The organism is Herbaspirillum sp. Her2 (assembly GCF_057961375.1).
Genome location: NZ_CM176331.1, coordinates 1,726,401 through 1,743,789, shown reverse-complemented (window position 1 = coordinate 1,743,789; position 17,389 = coordinate 1,726,401). Strand labels below are relative to the sequence as shown.

Below are 17,389 nucleotides of genomic sequence, written 5' to 3'. Positions count from 1 at the left end.
ATCCACACTGCCATCAGGCGTTTCCTGATTTCAACATCGACAAGCAGCGCGCATTCCCGGGCGATGAAAAGCCGGCCTTGCCCAATCTGCTGCCGTGATTTTTTGCATCGCGCTGCCGCCACCCTAAACAAGAACACGTCTCATTCGTCAACCAGAGAGCGGGCCCTTCGGCTCGCGCCAGCATCGCTGGCGATCCCTCATTGCGACCACGCTCCTGACCATGACGACAAGAAAAACCTGCCGCACTTCCCCGCACGCCCGCGCTCTCCTGCCCTCTCCCGTGGCCCGTCCGCGCCTGATGGTGCAGGCGCTGCGCCTGGCCTTGCTGGGCCTGCCCGCCGCCGCCCCCGCCTGGGCGCAGACCACCACCGATGCCTCGCTGCCCCAGGTCACCGTCACCGCCGGCCAGGAAGAACAGGCTACCGGCCCGGTCCACGGCTTCGTCGCCAAGCGCAGCGCCACCGCGACCAAGACTGATACCCCCATCACCGAAACTCCGCAATCGATCTCGGTCGTCACGGCGGACCAGATCGCCACCCAGCAGGCGCGTTCCGTTTCGGAGGCCCTGGGCTACAGCAGCGGCATCCAGGTCTCCAATGGCGCCTTCGCCATTTCCGAAACGGCCTCGCTGCTGCGCGGCTTCCCCATCAACAATGGTGGCTCGCTCTATCGCGACGGCACGCTCACCGCCTCCAACGCCAGCTACAGCCGCTATGCGCCCGAACCCTACGGACTGGAACGCATCGAGCTGCTGCATGGACCGGCTTCGGTGATGTTCGGACAGAACGCGCCGGGCGGCCTGATCAACGTGGTCTCCAAGAAACCGACCACCACCACCCTGCGTGAGCTGCAGCTGCAGGCCGGCAGTTTTGATCGCAAGCAGGTAGCCGGCGACTTCGGTGGCGCGCTCGATGAAGGCGGGGTCTGGTCCTATCGCATCACCGGGCTGGCGCGTGACGCCGGGACCCAGGTCGATGGCACCGTCGATCGCCGCCTGTTCCTGGCACCGGCCATCACCTGGCGTCCGTCCGACCGCACCGAATGGACCGGGCGCTTCGAATACCAGCGCAGCGAAGGCCTGTCCAACAACGTCTTCCCCGCCAGCGGCACGGTCACGGCCAATCCCAACGGGCAGATCCCGACCAGCACGGCTGTGGGCCGCAGCGCCGACAACAGCGAGCGCTACGAGAACTGGTCGCTCAGCTCGCAGTTCTCGCATCAGTTCAACGAGGTGTGGAGCTTCCGCCAGAACCTGCGCTATACGGATTACAACGGCACCCGCAACAGCATGCGCTTCGCCGCCTTCTATCCGGCCACGCAGTCGGCGACCGCCGCCCTGCAGCGCTGGCGACTGAGTACCGAGTCCGATACCTTCACCGCCGACAACCAGCTGCAGGCCGACTTCAGCACCGGTGCCGTGCAGCACAAGGTGTTGATGGGGGTGGACTTCCATCACACCGCAGGCACGGTACGCGGTTATGTCAGTCCCAATACGCTGGCCGGTTATGTGCTCTCCAATCTTTACACGACCAGCTACGGCAATCTGCCCGCCGTATCCGAGAACTACAATCTGCGCACCGTGGATGACCAACTGGGCTTCTATCTGCAGGACCAGCTCAAGATCGCCGAACGCTGGTTTGTCTCCGCCGGCATCCGCCACGACCGCTCGCAACAGACCGTCAGCAATGCCATCGCGCGCACCCGGACCGAGCGCAGCGACCGCGCCAACACGCGCAACCTGGGGCTGGTGCATGAACTGGCCAATGGCGTCTCACCCTACCTGAGCTACACCGAATCCTTCACGCCCACCACCGGCACCAGTTTCGGCGGCGACATGCTCAAGCCTGAACGCGCCAAGCAATATGAAGCCGGCGTGAAATACGCACCCGTCAATACCAATGCGCTCTTCACGCTGGCGGTATTCGACCTGCGACGCCAGAACGTGGCGACCACCGACCTGGCCCATGCCGGCTACTCGGTGCAGACCGGTGCGGCCCGCTCCAAGGGCGTGGAGCTGGAAGGCAAGCTGTCCCTCACCGAGGGCCTGAGCCTGACCTCCAGCTACAGCTATACCAACGCCAAGGTCACCAGCAACAACGCCACCAGCAGCAGCACCAACACCGAGGGCAAGTCCTTGCCCGGCGCGGCCAGACACAATGCAGGCGTGCTGGCGGACTATGCCTTCCAGCGCGGTGCGCTGGCCGGTGCGCATGTGTCGGCAGGCGTGCGCTACGTCGGGCGTTCCTACGGCAATGCGCTCAACACCTTCGAGGTGCCTTCGGTCACGCTGCTGGACTTCGGCGCGCGCCTGGACCTGGGCCGCATCAATGCGGACTGGCGCAACTTCGAGCTGGCCTTCAAGCTCAACAACGTGACTGATCGCGTCTACGCCTTCTGCTCGGAACTCTGCGAGTATGGCGCGCGCCGCACTGGTCTCGTGCAGTTGACCACGCGATGGTAAGCACGCTGTCCGCCTGGCTGTGTCGCCGTGCGCCACGCCGCCACCACCTGGTCCTGCTGCATCGCTGGACCGGGCTGGCCATCGCCTTCTTCCTGCTGGTGGCCTGCCTCACCGGCAGCCTCCTGAGTTTCGAAGAGGAGCTCGATACCTGGCTGGCACCCGAGCTGCACCTGGCGCAGCCGGGGCCGGGCCAGGCGGCCACTGCGATGCTCGATCCTTACCAGTTGCGCGCACGGGTGGAACGGGCGCTGGGACCGCAGGCACAGGTGAACCAGTTGATCCTGCATCCGCAACCGGGACGCACGGTTCGCTTCATCGCGGAACCGGCGCTGGATCCGGCCAGCGGCAAGCCCTATCGGCTCAGTTATGACGAAGTCTTCGCCAATCCCTACGATGGCAACATCCAGGGCGTGCGGGACCGCAACGCGATCAGCCTGCGGCCCGCGCAACTGATGCCCTTCCTGTTCAAGGTGCATCATTCGATGGCCCTGCCGCGCGTGCCGGGCGCACTGTTGATGGGCATCGTGGCGCTGCTGTGGACCCTCGACTGCTTCGTCGGCATGATCCTCACCTGGCCGCGCGCGCGGCCCTTCCTGGTGAAATGGAAACCGGCCTGGCTCATCAAGTGGCAGGCCGGTTTCTATCGCGTCAATCTCGATCTGCATCGTGCCTGCGGCCTGTGGCTATGGGTGATGTTGTTGCTGATCGCATGGTCCAGCGTGATGTTCAACCTGCGCGACCAGATCTATCTGCCGGTGATGTCGCAGATCCTGCCCTTCGATACCAGCTGGCGCGGCCGCCCGCCACTGGCCAGGCCGCTGGCGCAGCCGCCGCTGGAATGGCCGCAGGCCCATGCCATGGCACGTGCGGCCATGGCGCGCTTCGCGCAGGAACGTGGCCTGAGCATCGACTTCGAAGAAAAACTGAGTATGGACCGTCGCAGGGGCTTGTATGCATACATGGTCCACAGCAATGCAGACATCCGCAGCGACGCCGGCAATACCGGCTTGCTGATCGACCCCGCCACCGGCGATATCCGTGGCCACTGGCTGCCGCAGGGCGACCGCAGCGGCAATACCTTCAGCAACTGGATCGGCGCACTGCACATGGGCCAGGTGTTCGGCCTGCCATGGCGTATCTTCCTGGCCGTGCTGGGCGTGCTGGTGAGCGTGCTCACCGTGACCGGCATCGTCATCTGGTGGAAGAAACGCGCGGCGCGCGCTCCACGTCCGGTCAGGGCGGCGGTGTCAGGGCGAGGCACTGGCGGCAGCTTGCCTGGGCATCGCGGATCAGGAAGTTGACCAGCGTGACCGAGATGCCCAGTTCGGCTGCGATCTCGCGCTGGCTCAGTCCGGTCAGGCGATACAGTTCGAAGGCCCGCCGGGTACGGGCAGGCAAGCCGTCCAGCGCCTGGCTCACCAGTGCCAGGGTCTGGCGGCCAATGGCGATGGCCTCGGGACCCTGCGCTTCTTCGTGGATGTCTTCGCCGGCTTCTTCCTCGGCAAAGACATCGCTCTCAAAGCGGCAGCGGCGATGACGATCAATGGCCAGGTTGCGCACGATGCGCATCAGGTAGGCCTGGGGCTGGCGGATGGCGCAGCTTTCCTGTTCCTGCACTTCGCCGATCTTGAGGTAGGCATCCTGCACGACATCATCGGCACGATGCGGACATCCCAGGATGCGCTGGGCGGCCTCGCGCAGTCGCTGGCGCTGGCCGATGAAGTGCTGTTGCAGGCCGGTGGGTGCGGTGGCGTGATGCATGCGTCCGGGTCTCCTCGTGAAGTGCTACCAGCGATAGCGGGCGCTGAGCACGGCGGTGCGCTCCTCGGCCCAGAAACAGGTCAGCGTCGGTTCGGCCAGGCAGGAAGTGCTGCGGCGATTGGCCAGGTTGCTGACGTTGAGGGCATAGCGCCAATGGCCCTGGTCCAGGCGCAACATCGCGTCGAGCAGCACCGTGGCGGCGTTGCGCACGCTGTTGTCGGCATTGGCGTAACTGGCCCCCGTATAGCGCGCGCCGGCACCCATGCCCAGGCCGGGCAAGTCCTCGCCCGGCGTGTAGTCCAGCCACAGGCTGGCGGCATGGCGCGGCACCAGCATCGGCGTCTTGCCGACCAACGCCGGATCGGCATGGGCCGTATTGATGGCCTGCGTCCAGGTGTAGGCCGCCAGCAGGTTCAGTCCAGGTGACAGCGCACCGCGCGCTTCCAGTTCCAGGCCGCGCGAGCGTACCTGGCTCTGGTCGATCGAGAAATTGGCGTTCTGCGGATCGCTGGTGAGGACGTGATCCTTGGTGGTCTGGAACAGCGCAGCGGTGTAGAGCGCCCGCCCCGCCTCGGGCTGGAACTTGATGCCGGCTTCGATCTGACGTCCGTGGCTGGGGGAGAACGGCCGGCCCGCCACATCCTGCCCAGGCTGCGGCAGGAAGGACGTGCTCACGCTCAGATACGGCACCAGCGACGGCAGCAGCTTCAACGACACACCGGCGCGATGACTGAGCGCATGGGCCCGCGTGTCAGTGCGCACTGCGTTGCTCAGGTTGCGGGTGGTGTCGGTGACGCGGTCGTAGCGGCTGCCCAGCGTCCAGACCAGTGAGCCGTCACGAATCTGGTCCTGCACGTAGAGCCCGGTCTGCTGCATGTCCTCCTGCAAGCGCGCGACCAGTTGCGAGGCCATGGCGATGGGCACGCCATACACCGGTGCGTCCAGGTCCAGACTGGGTGCGCTGCCGCGATAACGCTGCTCGTCCTGATGCAGGCGAGTCAGGTCCAGGCCCAGCACCACGGTGTGTTCAGCGTCACCCTGCTGCAACTGGCCCTGCAGGCGCGTATCGAGCTGGCTGCTTTGCAGTTGCGTGTCGTAGCGTGCCGCCATGCGGGTGAGCACGCTGCCACTGAGGCTGACCGGATTGAGGACCGAATACTGCGACCGCAAGCCGGCCTGGCGAAAATCCTGCAGCAACTGCCAGTTTTCATTCAGGCGATGCGCCAGCTGCCAGCCCAGCGACCATTGCTCGCCGCGCTGGCGGTCGATGCCGGGATCGCCCACCAGCGTGTGGGTGAGGCTGCCGTCGGCATTGACGGCGGTCCAGCGGCTGCTGCCGTTGCGGTCCTTGAGGTAGTCGGCCAGCAAGATGAGGCTGGTGTCGCGGCCCAGGCGCAGCTTGAGCGAGGGGGCCAGATACAGGCGGTCGTTCTCCACGGCGCGGCCATTGCCGTAACGGAACTGGGTATCGCTATCACGCACCAGCGCCACGAGGCGCGCCTGCGCCTGCCCATCCTCAGCCAGCGTGCCGCTGAGGTCAGCGGCCAGCTGGCGCGTGTTGAATGTTCCCGCCGACAGCACCAGTTCATCGGGCGACTCCGCGCCGGCCAGTTTGCTGATGCGGTTGACCACCCCGCCCGGATCGGCTTGGCCAATGGTGGCCGAGGCCGCACCGCGCAGCACTTCGACCCGCTCCAGTCCATAGGCTTCGGTGCGGAACATGCCGAAGCCCGCCACCAGCTGGCGCAGGCCATTGAGGTAGTTGCTGGTGTTCTGCGCATTGATGAAGCCGCGCAGGTTGAAGTAGTCGTAGCCGCGTGGGTCCACACCATGGGTCTGGGTGTTGGCCCCCGGCAGATAGCGCAGCGCGTCCATGACGCTGGCGGCTCCGCGTGCGTCCATTTCCTCACGCGTGACGACCGAGAGCGATTGCGGGATCTCCAGCAGCGGTGTGGCGGTGCGGGTTGCAGTCTGGCCGTGGGTGGCGGCGTAGTCTGGCTGCCCCTCGTGCATCGCCAGAGGGTCGGGACGGCCGATGATGACGACCTGTTTCAGGCGCTGGCCCTGCTCGGGGATGAGGTCATTGCCGGAGCGCGCCGGCCCCTGCCATTGCAGGCCATAGCCGCCGCCCGGGGTGCGCACGGCCCGCAGGCCGGATCCGGCCAGCAGCTGCGCGAGGGCATCTTCCACCGCCAGATCGGCGTCGAGGGCGGGGGCAGTTCGGCCCTGCACCATGTCCGGCGCATAGGAGAGCGTGATGCCAGCCAGACGCGCGAACCGGTTCAGGGTTTCGTCCAGCGGTCCGGCAGCGAGCTGGTAATGGCGATGCACTGCCCTCGCCTCCTGCGCCCAGGCGAATCCGCCGAAGCCCGGCACGGCACAGGCCAGCAGCAGCCCGAGCACGAGGCAGGGGCGGCGCAGACGGTCAGCGTGCAGTCGCGGCGGGATGAAGGCGGGCATGGAAAATGACAAGAACATTCACTGGTTTCATGAGGTATGCCGAAGCAGGCCCCCAAAACCCGCAATCCCTGCCAGAAAATTCTTATCGGCTGTTTAGCGCCGTCACCCGGACCCAGAAGCGGGTACGCTGTTCGATGCGCACCGGCAGCGCTTGCGCCAGCGATTCCAGCGCTGCATCGCCATCGCGCAGCTGGAACACGCCCGACACCTTCAGCGATGCCACACTGTCCTCGCAGACCAGCCACCCGTGGCGATAGCGTGCCATCTCGGCGACCACATCACCCAGGCGCATGTCGTGCGCCACCAGCGTGCCATCGAGCCAGGCCGTGGGGTCCATGGCGGCCGCCGGAATGGCCTGCCGCCGCAGCTCGCCGCGCGTATCGATCTCCACCGTTTCGCCGGGGACCATCACGGTGCGCGTGCCCTGCCCCGTGTCCACGGCCACCCGCCCTTCCAGCACGCTCAGGCGGGTCACGCCCTCTTGCTGGCGCACGGCGAAGCGCGTGCCCAGCGCCTGCAGGCGGGCCTGGGCGGTCTGGACCAGGAAGGGGCGATGGCGGGGCGAGAGTGCATCGCGCCCGGTATTGATGAAGATTTCGCCGTGTTCCAGCGCGATCAGGCGCTGCTCCGCATCGAACTGCAGGCGCACGGCCGTCGCGGTATTGAGGGCCAGCTGCGTGCCGTCGCCCAGGGTCACGCGGCGCTGGTCGCCGGTCCCGGTGGCGTAGCGCTGGCCGGCGAGGCTATCGAACAGCCCGGCCTGGCGTGCGGCCAGGCTGGCCAGGGCTACGCTGCCAAGGCTCAGCGCCACCCCGCCCAGCCAGCGACGGCGCGACTGGCGGCGGCTGCGCGAGCGGTTCAGCGCCGAGAGCGGCTGCTGCCATTGCGCAGGGGCGACCGGCAAGGCCACCAGCCGCTGAAATTGGGCTTCTGAGGCCATCAGCTCGGACCACACGCTTTCATGACGGCCATCTGCCGCGCGCCAGGCATCGATGCGGGCCTGCAAGGCGGGATCCGGCGCCACACCGGAGGGCTGCGCCCGCAGCTGAACCAGCCAGGCGATGGCTTGTTCCAGGACCGGATCAGGTGGGGCCGAAGGCATTGGATTGGCGGACATCAGCGTGAAAGGATGCGCTTCAGCTGGCTTGCCAGGCTTGCCGCATCAGGTAGCAATGGCGGATGGCGGCCGCCATGTATTTTTCGACGCTGCTCAGCGAGACGCCCATGCGTTGGGCAATCTCGGCATAGCCCAGGTCGTCCAGCCGGGACATCAGGAAAGCCTCGCGCGGCTTGGCTCCCAGGCCTTCCAGCATGGCGTCGATGGTGGCCAGCGCCTCCACCAACAGCATCCTGGCCTCGGGCGAGATCACTTCCGGTTCCGGCAGATGGGCGATGGCCTCCAGGCAGGCGCGTTCGACCTCGTCGCGCCGGACCTTGTCCACCACCAGGCCCTGCGCGATGCGGGTCAGCCAGGAGCGCGGTTCGCGTACTTCAGCCAGCGCTTGCGGCTTGCCCAGCACCCGCAGGAAGGTATCCTGGGCCAGGTCGGCCGCATCGCTGCTGCTGCCCAGCTTGCGTCGCAGCCACTGCTGCAGCCAGCCATGATGCTCGCGGTAGAGCGAGTCGATGCGCTGGGCGTCGGCGGAGTGCGGGACGGGCATGAGGGAGCCGGCAGTCTCTAAATAATAATAATTCTCATTTTAGCGGCGGATATGAAGTTTGACAACGGTGGGAAAGGTACGCTGCGTTGCGATGGATGTTTTAATGATGTATAAGTGCATCATTATTCTCTACATGATGCATTTATGCGCCATAACTCGGATTTCCTTACTGCGACAGTACACGACACGCTGACCCAGCTTGGACTGCGAATCCGGCGCGCGCGCAAAGCGCGCAAATTGTCGCTGTCGCAATTGGAACAGATCACCCGCATCCACCGCTCGACCTTGGGCAGACTGGAGTTGGGTGACCCGGGCGTTTCCATTGGCGGCTTCCTCGCCGTACTGGAAGCCTTGCAAGAGCTATCGGATGTCGAATTGCTGGTCAACCGCCCGGAAACTCCGCGGCACTTGCGCGATGCGCCGTCGCCAATAGTCGATCAGGACTTCTGACATGCGGCAAACAGCCTGCACTGTCTTCGATTGCTCCAATCCGGACGCGCCCCGCCCGGTGGCCGGTTTCGCGCTCGACGCCAACGGCGACGGCAGGCTGGGCTACGGCAAGCACTACGTTGCACACCCTGACGCGTTCTCGCTCGACCCGGTTCACTTACCGCTCCAGACTGACTTGCATACAGTGCGCCGACGCCGTGATGGCTCCTTCGGCGTGCTCTCCGATGCCGGACCAAACGCCTGGGGTGTGCGCCTGACCGCCAGCATCCATCGCCAGTACGGCCGCCCACAGCCCGAGACGCCGGTAGACTGGTTCATCCACTGCTGGCATTTCGGATCGGGCTGCCTGGGATTCTCCGAACACCATTCGGTGGTACCCGTGCCCGGTAACCGGCCCGAGCCGTTGTCGAGACTGGACGAGCGGCAGACCCATGCGATCGAGGCCCTGACGGGTGACCCGGATAGCGAATTGGATGAGGAAGCACTGCGCCTGTTCTTTCCCGGTGCCAGCCTTGGCGGTGTCCGGCCAAAGACCGTGGTGCTGCATGAAGGCCGGGAGGCCATCGCCAAGTTCAGCCGCCTCGACGATCGATTCGACGTTCCGACGGTTGAATACGCCACACTGCGTCTGGCGCACCAGGCCGGCATCGACGTACCCGACTTTGAACTCGTGACATTGGGGAGCCGTTCTCTGCTTCTGCTGACCCGATTCGACCGCACGGACGATGGACGCCGTCTTCATTATCTCAGCGCCAACAGCCTCATCGACATCGACCAGGTAAACCCCGGGCTCCTTCGAACCCGTTACTCCTATGCCGGTATCGCCGAAGCCCTGCGTCCGCTGGACGATTATGCCGTGCGGGACGCTCACGCCTTGTTCCGCCGGATGGTCTTCAACATCCTGATCGGGAATGTTGATGACCACATGCGCAATCATGCTCTGCTGCGTGATACGCGTGGCCGCTATCGACTCTCTCCCGCCTTCGACCTGCTTCCGCATCTGGATGCCGCCTATCTGCCGCAATCCATCGGCGTGGGGGACCATGGTGCTGCCAGCACGACCATCAACGCCCTGTCGCAATCCCGCCGTTTCCTTCTCACGCCGAAAGAAGCGCGGACGATCATCGAGGAGGTGCGATCTTGTGTTGCGGGCTGGCGCAGGCTCTTCGCGGAGTGCGGGGTAAGCCGTACCGATCTTCAGCTGCTGGGGACCTGCATCGATGCCGGCCGTTGAACGCTTCCATGCTCTGCGCCGCGCGCTCCGGAACGTAATGTGCGTGCCCTGACCAGTCCAAATGGACTAGTTTCATTCCCGGCAAGCCCCGTTAGAATGCCGCTGGTAGATGAGTCACCCTGGAGGGGGGAGAAAAGATCGGCCCGCATAGCGCGGCGTCGGCAGCTCGGGGGGGGGACTCATCTGCTTTCTTCTCGTGGCATCCTCTGCCGCTTCTTCCGGAGTTCCATCCCTGCCCCCGTTGTTGCCATGACTAAGGTCGCCGCTTGGCAAGCCTCTTTCCAGTACGCCTGCAACAGACTCACCATCTCGCGCCCGCCGGCTGAGGGCGGGCGCTCGGCGCTGGCCATGGCATAGGCGCTATAGCGCACCGGACGTGCCAGCGGCACCGCCACCAGCCGGGCATCCTTGAAACCAGCCACCGTCAGGTCGTCCACCAGCGCAATGCCCCAGCCATGCGCCGCCACACTGCAGGCGATATACGCGTAACGCACGTCCACCGCCGCCTTGCGCGCGCCCTCGCGGCTGCCCAGCAAGCCCTCCACCACTTTGCCATGCGCGGTTTCGGTTCCGAAGGAAATGACGTCGTAGGCGTGGATGTCTTCCAGTTTCAGGCGCGCCCGCGTGGCCAGCGGATGGTCCGCCGCCATCACGCACAGCACGTTGCCTTCGCCGATCAGGTGATGCGTCAACGCCGGATGCTGGTGCTGCACGAAGGCGGCCACGCCGATATCGCATTCACCGGTCAGCAACTACTCGGTGATCTGGGTCTGGGTGGCGATTTCCATGGCAATGTGCAGGCCCGGCATGCGGCGCTTGAGTTCGGCCACCGCGCGCGGGACCAGGTCCAGCGCCGGACTGAGATTGGTGCAGATACGCAGCGTATCGGAGACCCCATAACGCAGCTGCTCGGCCACCATCTTGACGCGGTCGATGCTGCGCCAGGCGCTGTCGATCTCGCGCATCAGCGCCATGGCTTCGGGCGTGGCATGCAGGCGGCCGCCGCTGCGCTCGAACAGCGCCACCTGCAGCTTGGCCTCCAGATAGCGAATCAGACGGCTTACCGCCGGCTGCGACACATGCAGCACGTCGGCTGCGCCGGACAAGGTCCCGGCCCGCATCACCGCGCGAAACACTTCGATCTGGCGTAAATTCATGGGTCTAACCTGATGTTATAGAAGCTGAATATTTTGGCATTGGCGATTATGGCTTGTCCATCTGATACTTTGCGCCATGCAGACCTCATCCACACGCCAGTCCCTTCCCTTCGAACGCATCGCCCTGTGCGGGGTCGGGCTCATTGGCGGCTCCATCCTCAAGGCCCTGCGGGCCAGCGGCTACCGGGGCAGCATCACGGTGTTCGACATCGATCGCGCCATGGCCGCACGGGTCTGCGAGGAGGGCTATGCGGATCTGGCCGCCGCCAGTCCCGAGCATTTTTTCCGCGATCATGACCTGGTGATCCTGTGCCAGCCGGTCGGCGTATTGCTGGATTACCTGCGGGTGCATCGGCGCGACATTGCCTACGGCGGCGCGCTGGGCATCGACGTTGCCAGCGTCAAAAGCCCGGTCTTGCAAGCACTGCAGCAGGACGGCAGCAGCGACGCCCTGGCGCGCTTCATCCCTTGTCACCCGATTGCCGGCAAGGCCACCCATGGCTGGATCTCGGCCGACGCCGATCTGCTGCAGGACAAGCTGTGCATCCTCACCCCGGACGCCGCCACGCCCCCGGCCGCACTGGCCCGCGTGGAGGAATTCTGGCAGCGGCTGGGTGCTCGTACCGCGTGCGTGGCCGCCGGGGAGCACGATGCCATCTATGCCAGCCTGAGCCATCTGCCGCAGCTCCTGAGCTATGCCTACCTGCACGGCCTGGCGCAACAGCCGCAGGCGCGGCAGTGGCTGGCCTATCGCGGTAGCGGGTTTACCGGCTTTACGCGCCTGGGATCGTCCGATCCTGCCCTGTGGGCCGACATTGCCGTGCATAATGCGGCACCGCTGCTGGCCGAGATCGATCGTTTCAGCGCCTCGCTGGCCGAACTGCGCGCGGCGCTGGCCGCCGGCGAGCGAACCAGTCTGGCCGCACATTTCTCCACGGCACGGGATTTGCATGCCGCCACGCAGCACACGGGCGGATCCTGATCGCAAGACTTGCAACGCCTTTTTGTCCACCCCACCACAAAAAACGAGGAGCCTCACCATGACCACCCACTCCACTTTGCGCAAGACCCTGTTCGCCCTCTCCGTCACGGCCGCCTGTATCGCGGCCACACCCGCCGCCCATGCCGACCAGTTGGCCGACATGAAGGCGCGCGGCACCCTGGTCTGCGGCACTCTGACCAGTACCGAACCGCTGGGCTACCAGGATCCGCAGACGCGCCAGATCGTCGGCTTCGACGTGGACATGTGCAAGGCCCTGGCCCAGCACATGGGGCTCAAGATGGAACACAAGGGCTTGTCCATCGAACAGCGCATCCCTGAACTGAGCGTGGGCCGGGTGGACGTGGTCTCGGCGGCGCTGGGCTATACGAAGGAACGTGCACAGCAGGTCGCCTTCAGCTCGGCCCACTACCAGGTGCCGATCCGCGTGATGGTGAAGAAATCCGCCAATATCGACAGCTTCGCCAAGCTGGCCGGCCTGCGCGTGAGCGCGGTCAAGAGTGCCACTACCGAAATCTACGCGCGTCGTGGCCTGCCCAAGACCGAGATCGTGACCTATCAGGACGGTCCTTCCGCCTTCCTGGCCTTCATGCAGGACAAGGTTGACGGTTTCTCCACCTCCGAGACCGCCGGTCTGCGCTATCTGGTCGAATCCAAGGGCCAGGCCACCTACGTCAACGATGCACTGGCCTGGGAGCCGACCGCGCTGGGCGTGAAGAAGGATGAGCCGGCCCTGCTGGCGGCGGTCAACAAGTCGCTGGAAGACATGGAAAAGGCCGGCGAGATCGATGCCATCTGGAACAAGTGGTACGGCCCCAACACCCGCTTCGCCTTCGCCCGCGAGAAGAAGCTCACGCCCATCTCGGCCTTCGCCCAATAAGCTTCACGCCACCGCAATGAGGATCGAGGGAAGCCCATGAAAGACCTGTTGCTGGCCAATCCGGACTACCAGACCCTGCTTGCGCACGGTCTGTGGGTCACGGTGAAGCTGTTCGTGACCAGCTGGATCCTGGCCATGCTGCTGGCCGCGCTGCTGACTGCCGTACGCAGTACCAGCAGCCGGCTGGGGCAGGCCCTGGTGGCCCTGTTTGTCGAGTACCACCGCAATGTGCCGGGCCTGGTGCAGATCTTCGTGTGGTACTTCGGCGTGCCGCAGCTGCTGCCGCGCGAGGTGCAGCGCTGGATCAACCACCATGACGGCGAGTTCTTCTTTTCATGCATCGCGCTCACGCTCTATGCCGCCGCTTACATGAGCGAAGACCTGCGCAGCGGCCTGCGTTCACTGCCGCGCGGCCAAGTCGAGGCGGCCCGTTCGCTGGGCATGTCGTATCGCCAGACGCTGCAGCACATCCTGCTGCCGCAGGCCCTGCGTGCAGCGCTGCCGCCGCTGGTGAACCAGACCCTGGCGCTGTTCAAGGCCACCAGCCTGGCCATGACCGTGGGCGTGGCCGACGTGATGCACGCCACGCGCCAGATCGAGAACGAAACCTATCGCACCTTCGAAGCCTTCCTGATGGTCTCGGTGGTGTATGTGCTGCTGTCGTGGCTCATCATGGGGGCCGGCGCTTACGCCAGCCGCCGCTTCAGCAGCGCGAGGAACTGACATGCTCGATATCCTGCACGACTATGGCCTGATCCTGCTGATCGGCGAGTATCCGCATGGCCCGCTGGGCGGGCTGGCCATGACCCTGATCCTGGCCGCCGCCGCCCTGCTGCTGTCGTTCCCGCTGGCGGTGCTGGTCGGCATCGGCCGCACCTCGCCGATCCGTCTTGTGTCGCGTCTGGCCGGGCTGTACGCCAACACGGTGCGTGGCCTGCCGCTGCTGCTGCTGGTGTTCTGGTCGTATTTCGCCGTGCCGATGCTGTTCGGCAAGAGCATCAATGCCAGCCTGGTGATGCTGGTGGCGCTGGTGATCTACGAGAGCGCCTATCTGGGCGAGATCGTCAAGGCCGGCATCCAGGCCCTGCCGCGCGGCCAGACGGAAGCGCCGCGCACGCTGGGCATGGGGTACTGGACCACGCTGCGCAAGGTGATCCTGCCGCAGGCGCTGTTCAACATGATCCCGAGCATGATGAACCAGTTCGTGGTGGTGGTGAAGAACACCTCGCTGGCCTACGTGATCGGGGTCGATGAACTGACCAACGCCGCCTACCAGGTCAACAGCCAGCTGCTGACCAAACCGTTTGAAGTGTATGCCTTGCTGGCGATGACGTATTTCGTGGTGTGCTTCGCCCTGAGCCGTGCCGTGGCCGCGCTCGAACAGCGCATCGCCCGGACCCGCCGCAGCCGCCCCGCCTGAGGAATGACCATGCTTGAATTCATCAATGTCCATAAATCCTATGGCAACACGCCCGTGCTCAAGGGCATTTCCGAGACCGTCGCCAGCGGCGAAGTGGTGGTGGTGTGCGGCCCTTCCGGGTCCGGCAAGTCGACCCTGATCCGCACCGTCAATCGTCTCGAAGAGATCGATCGCGGCAGCATCCGCGTGGCCGGCCAGGATGTGCACCAGCCGGGGCGCGACATCAATGCCCTGCGGGCCGGCATCGGCTTCGTGTTCCAGCAGTTCAACCTGTTCCCTCACCGCAGCGTGCTGGACAACGTCATGATGGCCCCCACGACCGTGCGCGGCATGCCGCGTGCCGAGGCGCGCGAGCGTGCCCATGCCCTGCTGGAACGGGTCGGCCTGGCGCACAAGGCACAGGCTTTCCCGACCGAACTCTCCGGTGGCCAGCAGCAGCGTGTGGCGATTGCCCGCACGCTGGCCATGGAGCCGCCGCTGATCCTGTTCGATGAACCCACCAGCGCGCTCGATCCGGAAATGGTCGGCGAAGTGCTGGCCGTCATGAAGGACCTGGCGCGGCAAGGCATGACCATGGTTTGCGTGACGCACGAGATGGGCTTTGCCCGCGAAGTGGCCGACCGCGTCTGGTTCATCGATGCCGGCCAAGTGCTGGAACGCGCGACGCCCGAGGATTTCTTCCACCGCCCGCAGCATCCGCGCGCGCAGAAATTCCTGTCCGACACCCGCCACTGAATGCCGGAGGCCGCCAGTATCCGGCCTCCTCCAGATGACATACTGACTCACCGCAGCGGCCGCTGGCCGCTTGCGGAAGGTCTCGCGCAGCCTGCGCATCCGCCCGCCATTGATCCTGACCCATCCCGAGGAGAAGACCATGCCCGACCTGTTTGACAATCCCATGCAATTGATGGGCTTCGAGTTCGTCGAATTCGCCGCCCCCGATCCGACCGTGCTGCACCAGGTGTTTTCCATGATGGGATTCACCAGGGTCGCCAGCCACCGCTCCAAGGCGGTCAGCCTGTATCGCCAGGGCAGCATCAATTTCATCCTCAACAGCGAACCCGGCAGCGCCGCGTCCTACTTCGCCAGCGAGCACGGCCCCAGTGCCTGTGGCATGGCCTTCCGCGTCAGGGATTCGCATCACGCCTACGCACGCGCCCTGTCGCTGGGCGCGCAACCGGTGGAGATGCCGACCGGCCCGATGGAATTGCGCCTGCCGGCGATCAAGGGCATCGGCGGTGCGCCGCTGTACCTGATCGACCGCTTCGAGGAAGGCAAGTCCATCTACGACATCGATTTCACCTTCATCGACGGGGTGGACCGCCAGCCCAAGGGCGTCGGCCTCAAGGAAATCGACCACCTGACCCACAATGTCTATCGTGGCCGCATGGCCTACTGGGCCGGCTTCTACGAGAAGCTGTTCAACTTCCGCGAGATCCGCTATTTCGACATCAAGGGCGAATATACCGGCCTGACCTCCAAGGCCATGACCGCGCCCGATGGCAAGATCCGCATTCCGCTCAATGAGGAATCCTCCAAGGGCGCCGGCCAGATCGAGGAATTCCTGATGCAGTTCAATGGCGAAGGCATCCAGCACATTGCCCTGTCCACCGATGACCTGATCGGCACCCTGGACCAGCTCAAGGCCGCCGGCCTGCCGCTGATGACCGCCCCGCCCGCGACCTACTACCAGATGCTGGAAGGCCGCCTGCCCGGCCACGGCGAACCGGTGGCTGAACTGCAGTCGCGCGGCATCCTGCTCGATGGCAGCAGCGAAGGCGGACAGCGCCGCCTGCTGCTGCAGATTTTCTCCAAGACCTTGCTGGGACCGGTGTTCTTCGAATTCATCCAGCGCAAGGGCGATGACGGATTCGGCGAGGGCAATTTCAAGGCCCTGTTCGAATCCATCGAGCGCGACCAGATCGAACGGGGCGTGCTGGCGGCCTCGTGATGAGAACGCGCAGGCGCGGATTCCCGGCCTGCGGAAGAGGCCGGGAGCGGCTGCTACAGCGTGCTGTAGCAGCCGTCCAGAAAAAAATTCTGTGCGGTTTGAGTGTCCCTTTTTGCATCAAGCTCCGGCACGCGCGCCCGTATTCTGGACCCACTGGCCCCCGCGCAGCCATTCGTGGCCAGGTCCCCCACTCTCATCGTCATTCCCTTTTTTCTGGAGCAAGACATGCCTCTGAAGGATTTCAAGGTACTCACGTTTGACGTCGTCGGCACTCTCATCGATTTCGAAGGCGGCATGCTCGCCTACCTGCGCAAGGCCGCTCCCGGCAGCAAGATCACGGACGAAGATTTCCTCGCGGCCTATCGCGCCGCGCGCAGCGATGGCAATACCGGCTGGTATCCGGATGACCTCGAGCGCTGCTGGCATGTCATCGCCCCGGGGCTGGGTCTGCCCGACACCCCGGAACTGGCGCGCGGCCTGCGCGATTCGGTGGCCGACTGGCCGGCCTTTGCCGATTCGGTCGAGGCGCTGCAACGCCTGCGCAAGCATTACAAGCTGGTCACCATGACCAATGCGCAAACCTGGGCCCTGCAACACTTCGCCCGCACCCTTGGCGAACCGTTTGACCTGCTGCTGAGCTGCGACGACGCCCTCTGCGAGAAACCCGACCCGCAATATTTCTCCTACGCCCGTGGCCGCTTCGAAGGCGCATGGGGCTATCGCCAGGCCGACAACCTGCATGTGGCGCAAAGCCAGTATCACGACATCGGCGTCTCCAAGCGCCTGGGCATCACCACCTGCTGGATCGAGCGCCGTCACGGCAAGTCCAGCTCGGGCGGCACCATCGCCTCCGAGCACACCGTCCCCGATTACCACTTCCACACGCTGGCGCAACTGGCCGATGCGGTAGAAGCGGGGCAATAAGCTTCACCCTCACAGCGGACCGCAGAGTCC

Annotated in this window: 17 protein-coding genes; 11 read left to right on the top strand and 6 right to left on the bottom strand. The window is 65.0% G+C overall.

What is annotated here, in order from left to right:
• The first annotated feature begins 220 nt into the window (after window positions 1–220).
• On the top strand, window positions 221–2,461 hold the full coding sequence (locus ACWHXP_RS07930; RefSeq protein WP_489634076.1) for a TonB-dependent siderophore receptor: 2,241 nt from the start codon (window positions 221–223) through the stop codon (window positions 2,459–2,461).
• A complete protein-coding gene (locus tag ACWHXP_RS07925) occupies window positions 2,455–3,762 on the top strand; it encodes a PepSY-associated TM helix domain-containing protein (protein ID WP_489634077.1) in 1,308 nt (435 codons plus the stop codon). Before ACWHXP_RS07930 ends, ACWHXP_RS07925 begins: the two co-directional genes overlap by 7 nt.
• On the opposite strand, the gene ACWHXP_RS07920 is transcribed toward ACWHXP_RS07925, so the two are convergent.
• The 4 genes from ACWHXP_RS07920 to ACWHXP_RS07905 form a co-directional block, all read right to left on the bottom strand.
• Complete coding sequence (locus ACWHXP_RS07920; protein ID WP_134222438.1) at window positions 3,695–4,222, bottom strand: RNA polymerase factor sigma-70; 528 nt, start codon at window positions 4,220–4,222, stop codon at window positions 3,695–3,697. The two genes, ACWHXP_RS07925 and ACWHXP_RS07920, sit on opposite strands and share 68 nt — an antisense overlap.
• A 24-nt stretch (window positions 4,223–4,246) precedes the next feature.
• A complete protein-coding gene (locus tag ACWHXP_RS07915; RefSeq protein WP_489634078.1) occupies window positions 4,247–6,700 on the bottom strand; it encodes a TonB-dependent siderophore receptor in 2,454 nt (817 codons plus the stop codon).
• 64 nt (window positions 6,701–6,764) lie between these two features.
• Window positions 6,765–7,799, bottom strand: coding sequence for a FecR family protein (locus ACWHXP_RS07910; protein ID WP_489622891.1), 1,035 nt, complete (start codon window positions 7,797–7,799; stop codon window positions 6,765–6,767).
• A gap of 19 nt (window positions 7,800–7,818) precedes the next feature.
• Window positions 7,819–8,343: a sigma-70 family RNA polymerase sigma factor gene (locus ACWHXP_RS07905; RefSeq protein WP_489634079.1), complete on the bottom strand. Its 525-nt coding sequence runs from the start codon at window positions 8,341–8,343 to the stop codon at window positions 7,819–7,821.
• A 144-nt stretch (window positions 8,344–8,487) separates the two neighbouring features.
• Between ACWHXP_RS07905 and ACWHXP_RS07900 the strand changes: the two genes are divergently transcribed.
• Window positions 8,488–8,793 carry a helix-turn-helix domain-containing protein gene (locus tag ACWHXP_RS07900; protein ID WP_209535871.1) on the top strand — a complete coding sequence of 102 codons (306 nt, stop codon included), beginning with the start codon at window positions 8,488–8,490 and terminating at the stop codon, window positions 8,791–8,793.
• A 1-nt stretch (window position 8,794) separates the two neighbouring features.
• The gene (locus ACWHXP_RS07895; protein ID WP_489634080.1) at window positions 8,795–10,027 is read left to right on the top strand and encodes a type II toxin-antitoxin system HipA family toxin; all 1,233 of its coding nucleotides are present in this window, start codon (window positions 8,795–8,797) and stop codon (window positions 10,025–10,027) included.
• Between the two features lie 179 nt (window positions 10,028–10,206).
• On the opposite strand, the gene ACWHXP_RS07890 is transcribed toward ACWHXP_RS07895, so the two are convergent.
• Entirely contained in the window at window positions 10,207–10,779 is a 573-nt protein-coding gene (locus ACWHXP_RS07890) for a LysR substrate-binding domain-containing protein (RefSeq protein ID WP_489637766.1), read from the bottom strand.
• Window positions 10,780–11,184 (bottom strand): LysR family transcriptional regulator, encoded by a 405-nt coding sequence (locus ACWHXP_RS07885; protein WP_489634082.1) that lies wholly within the window; start codon window positions 11,182–11,184, stop codon window positions 10,780–10,782.
• Window positions 11,185–11,260: 76 nt separating this feature from the next.
• On the opposite strand from ACWHXP_RS07885, the gene ACWHXP_RS07880 reads away from it, so the two are divergent.
• The 7 genes from ACWHXP_RS07880 to ACWHXP_RS07850 all read left to right on the top strand — a co-directional run bounded on the left by ACWHXP_RS07880 (window position 11,261) and on the right by ACWHXP_RS07850 (window position 17,359).
• Window positions 11,261–12,166 (top strand): prephenate dehydrogenase, encoded by a 906-nt coding sequence (locus ACWHXP_RS07880; protein WP_489634083.1) that lies wholly within the window; start codon window positions 11,261–11,263, stop codon window positions 12,164–12,166.
• Between the two features lie 58 nt (window positions 12,167–12,224).
• On the top strand, window positions 12,225–13,064 hold the full coding sequence (locus ACWHXP_RS07875) for an ABC transporter substrate-binding protein (RefSeq protein WP_259435199.1): 840 nt from the start codon (window positions 12,225–12,227) through the stop codon (window positions 13,062–13,064).
• A 36-nt stretch (window positions 13,065–13,100) separates the two neighbouring features.
• Window positions 13,101–13,787, top strand: a complete 687-nt coding sequence (locus tag ACWHXP_RS07870; protein ID WP_489622896.1) for an amino acid ABC transporter permease — start codon at window positions 13,101–13,103, stop codon at window positions 13,785–13,787.
• A 1-nt stretch (window position 13,788) separates the two neighbouring features.
• Entirely contained in the window at window positions 13,789–14,484 is a 696-nt protein-coding gene (locus ACWHXP_RS07865; RefSeq protein ID WP_489634084.1) for an amino acid ABC transporter permease, read from the top strand.
• A 9-nt stretch (window positions 14,485–14,493) separates the two neighbouring features.
• On the top strand, window positions 14,494–15,219 hold the full coding sequence (locus ACWHXP_RS07860; RefSeq protein WP_209582015.1) for an amino acid ABC transporter ATP-binding protein: 726 nt from the start codon (window positions 14,494–14,496) through the stop codon (window positions 15,217–15,219).
• Between the two features lie 139 nt (window positions 15,220–15,358).
• The gene (hppD, locus tag ACWHXP_RS07855; protein ID WP_259435202.1) at window positions 15,359–16,435 is read left to right on the top strand and encodes a 4-hydroxyphenylpyruvate dioxygenase; all 1,077 of its coding nucleotides are present in this window, start codon (window positions 15,359–15,361) and stop codon (window positions 16,433–16,435) included.
• A 225-nt stretch (window positions 16,436–16,660) separates the two neighbouring features.
• On the top strand, window positions 16,661–17,359 hold the full coding sequence (locus tag ACWHXP_RS07850) for an HAD-IA family hydrolase (protein WP_489634085.1): 699 nt from the start codon (window positions 16,661–16,663) through the stop codon (window positions 17,357–17,359).
• Window positions 17,360–17,389: the final 30 nt, after the last annotated feature.

Bases quoted from the DNA above. Each gene is read 5' to 3' on its own strand.
- hppD (WP_259435202.1), top strand. From the start codon at position 15,359: ATGCCCGACCTGTTTGACAATCCCATGCAATTGATGGGCTTCGAGTTC.
- ACWHXP_RS07910 (WP_489622891.1), bottom strand. From the start codon at position 7,799: ATGTCCGCCAATCCAATGCCTTCGGCCCCACCTGATCCGGTCCTGGAA.
- ACWHXP_RS07925 (WP_489634077.1), top strand. From the start codon at position 2,455: ATGGTAAGCACGCTGTCCGCCTGGCTGTGTCGCCGTGCGCCACGCCGC.
- ACWHXP_RS07880 (WP_489634083.1), top strand. From the start codon at position 11,261: ATGCAGACCTCATCCACACGCCAGTCCCTTCCCTTCGAACGCATCGCC.
- ACWHXP_RS07885 (WP_489634082.1), bottom strand. From the start codon at position 11,184: ATGAATTTACGCCAGATCGAAGTGTTTCGCGCGGTGATGCGGGCCGGG.
- ACWHXP_RS07900 (WP_209535871.1), top strand. From the start codon at position 8,488: ATGCGCCATAACTCGGATTTCCTTACTGCGACAGTACACGACACGCTG.
- ACWHXP_RS07930 (WP_489634076.1), top strand. From the start codon at position 221: ATGACGACAAGAAAAACCTGCCGCACTTCCCCGCACGCCCGCGCTCTC.
- ACWHXP_RS07865 (WP_489634084.1), top strand. From the start codon at position 13,789: ATGCTCGATATCCTGCACGACTATGGCCTGATCCTGCTGATCGGCGAG.
- ACWHXP_RS07850 (WP_489634085.1), top strand. From the start codon at position 16,661: ATGCCTCTGAAGGATTTCAAGGTACTCACGTTTGACGTCGTCGGCACT.
- ACWHXP_RS07905 (WP_489634079.1), bottom strand. From the start codon at position 8,343: ATGCCCGTCCCGCACTCCGCCGACGCCCAGCGCATCGACTCGCTCTAC.
- ACWHXP_RS07920 (WP_134222438.1), bottom strand. From the start codon at position 4,222: ATGCATCACGCCACCGCACCCACCGGCCTGCAACAGCACTTCATCGGC.
- ACWHXP_RS07915 (WP_489634078.1), bottom strand. From the start codon at position 6,700: ATGTTCTTGTCATTTTCCATGCCCGCCTTCATCCCGCCGCGACTGCAC.
- ACWHXP_RS07870 (WP_489622896.1), top strand. From the start codon at position 13,101: ATGAAAGACCTGTTGCTGGCCAATCCGGACTACCAGACCCTGCTTGCG.
- ACWHXP_RS07895 (WP_489634080.1), top strand. From the start codon at position 8,795: ATGCGGCAAACAGCCTGCACTGTCTTCGATTGCTCCAATCCGGACGCG.
- ACWHXP_RS07875 (WP_259435199.1), top strand. From the start codon at position 12,225: ATGACCACCCACTCCACTTTGCGCAAGACCCTGTTCGCCCTCTCCGTC.
- ACWHXP_RS07860 (WP_209582015.1), top strand. From the start codon at position 14,494: ATGCTTGAATTCATCAATGTCCATAAATCCTATGGCAACACGCCCGTG.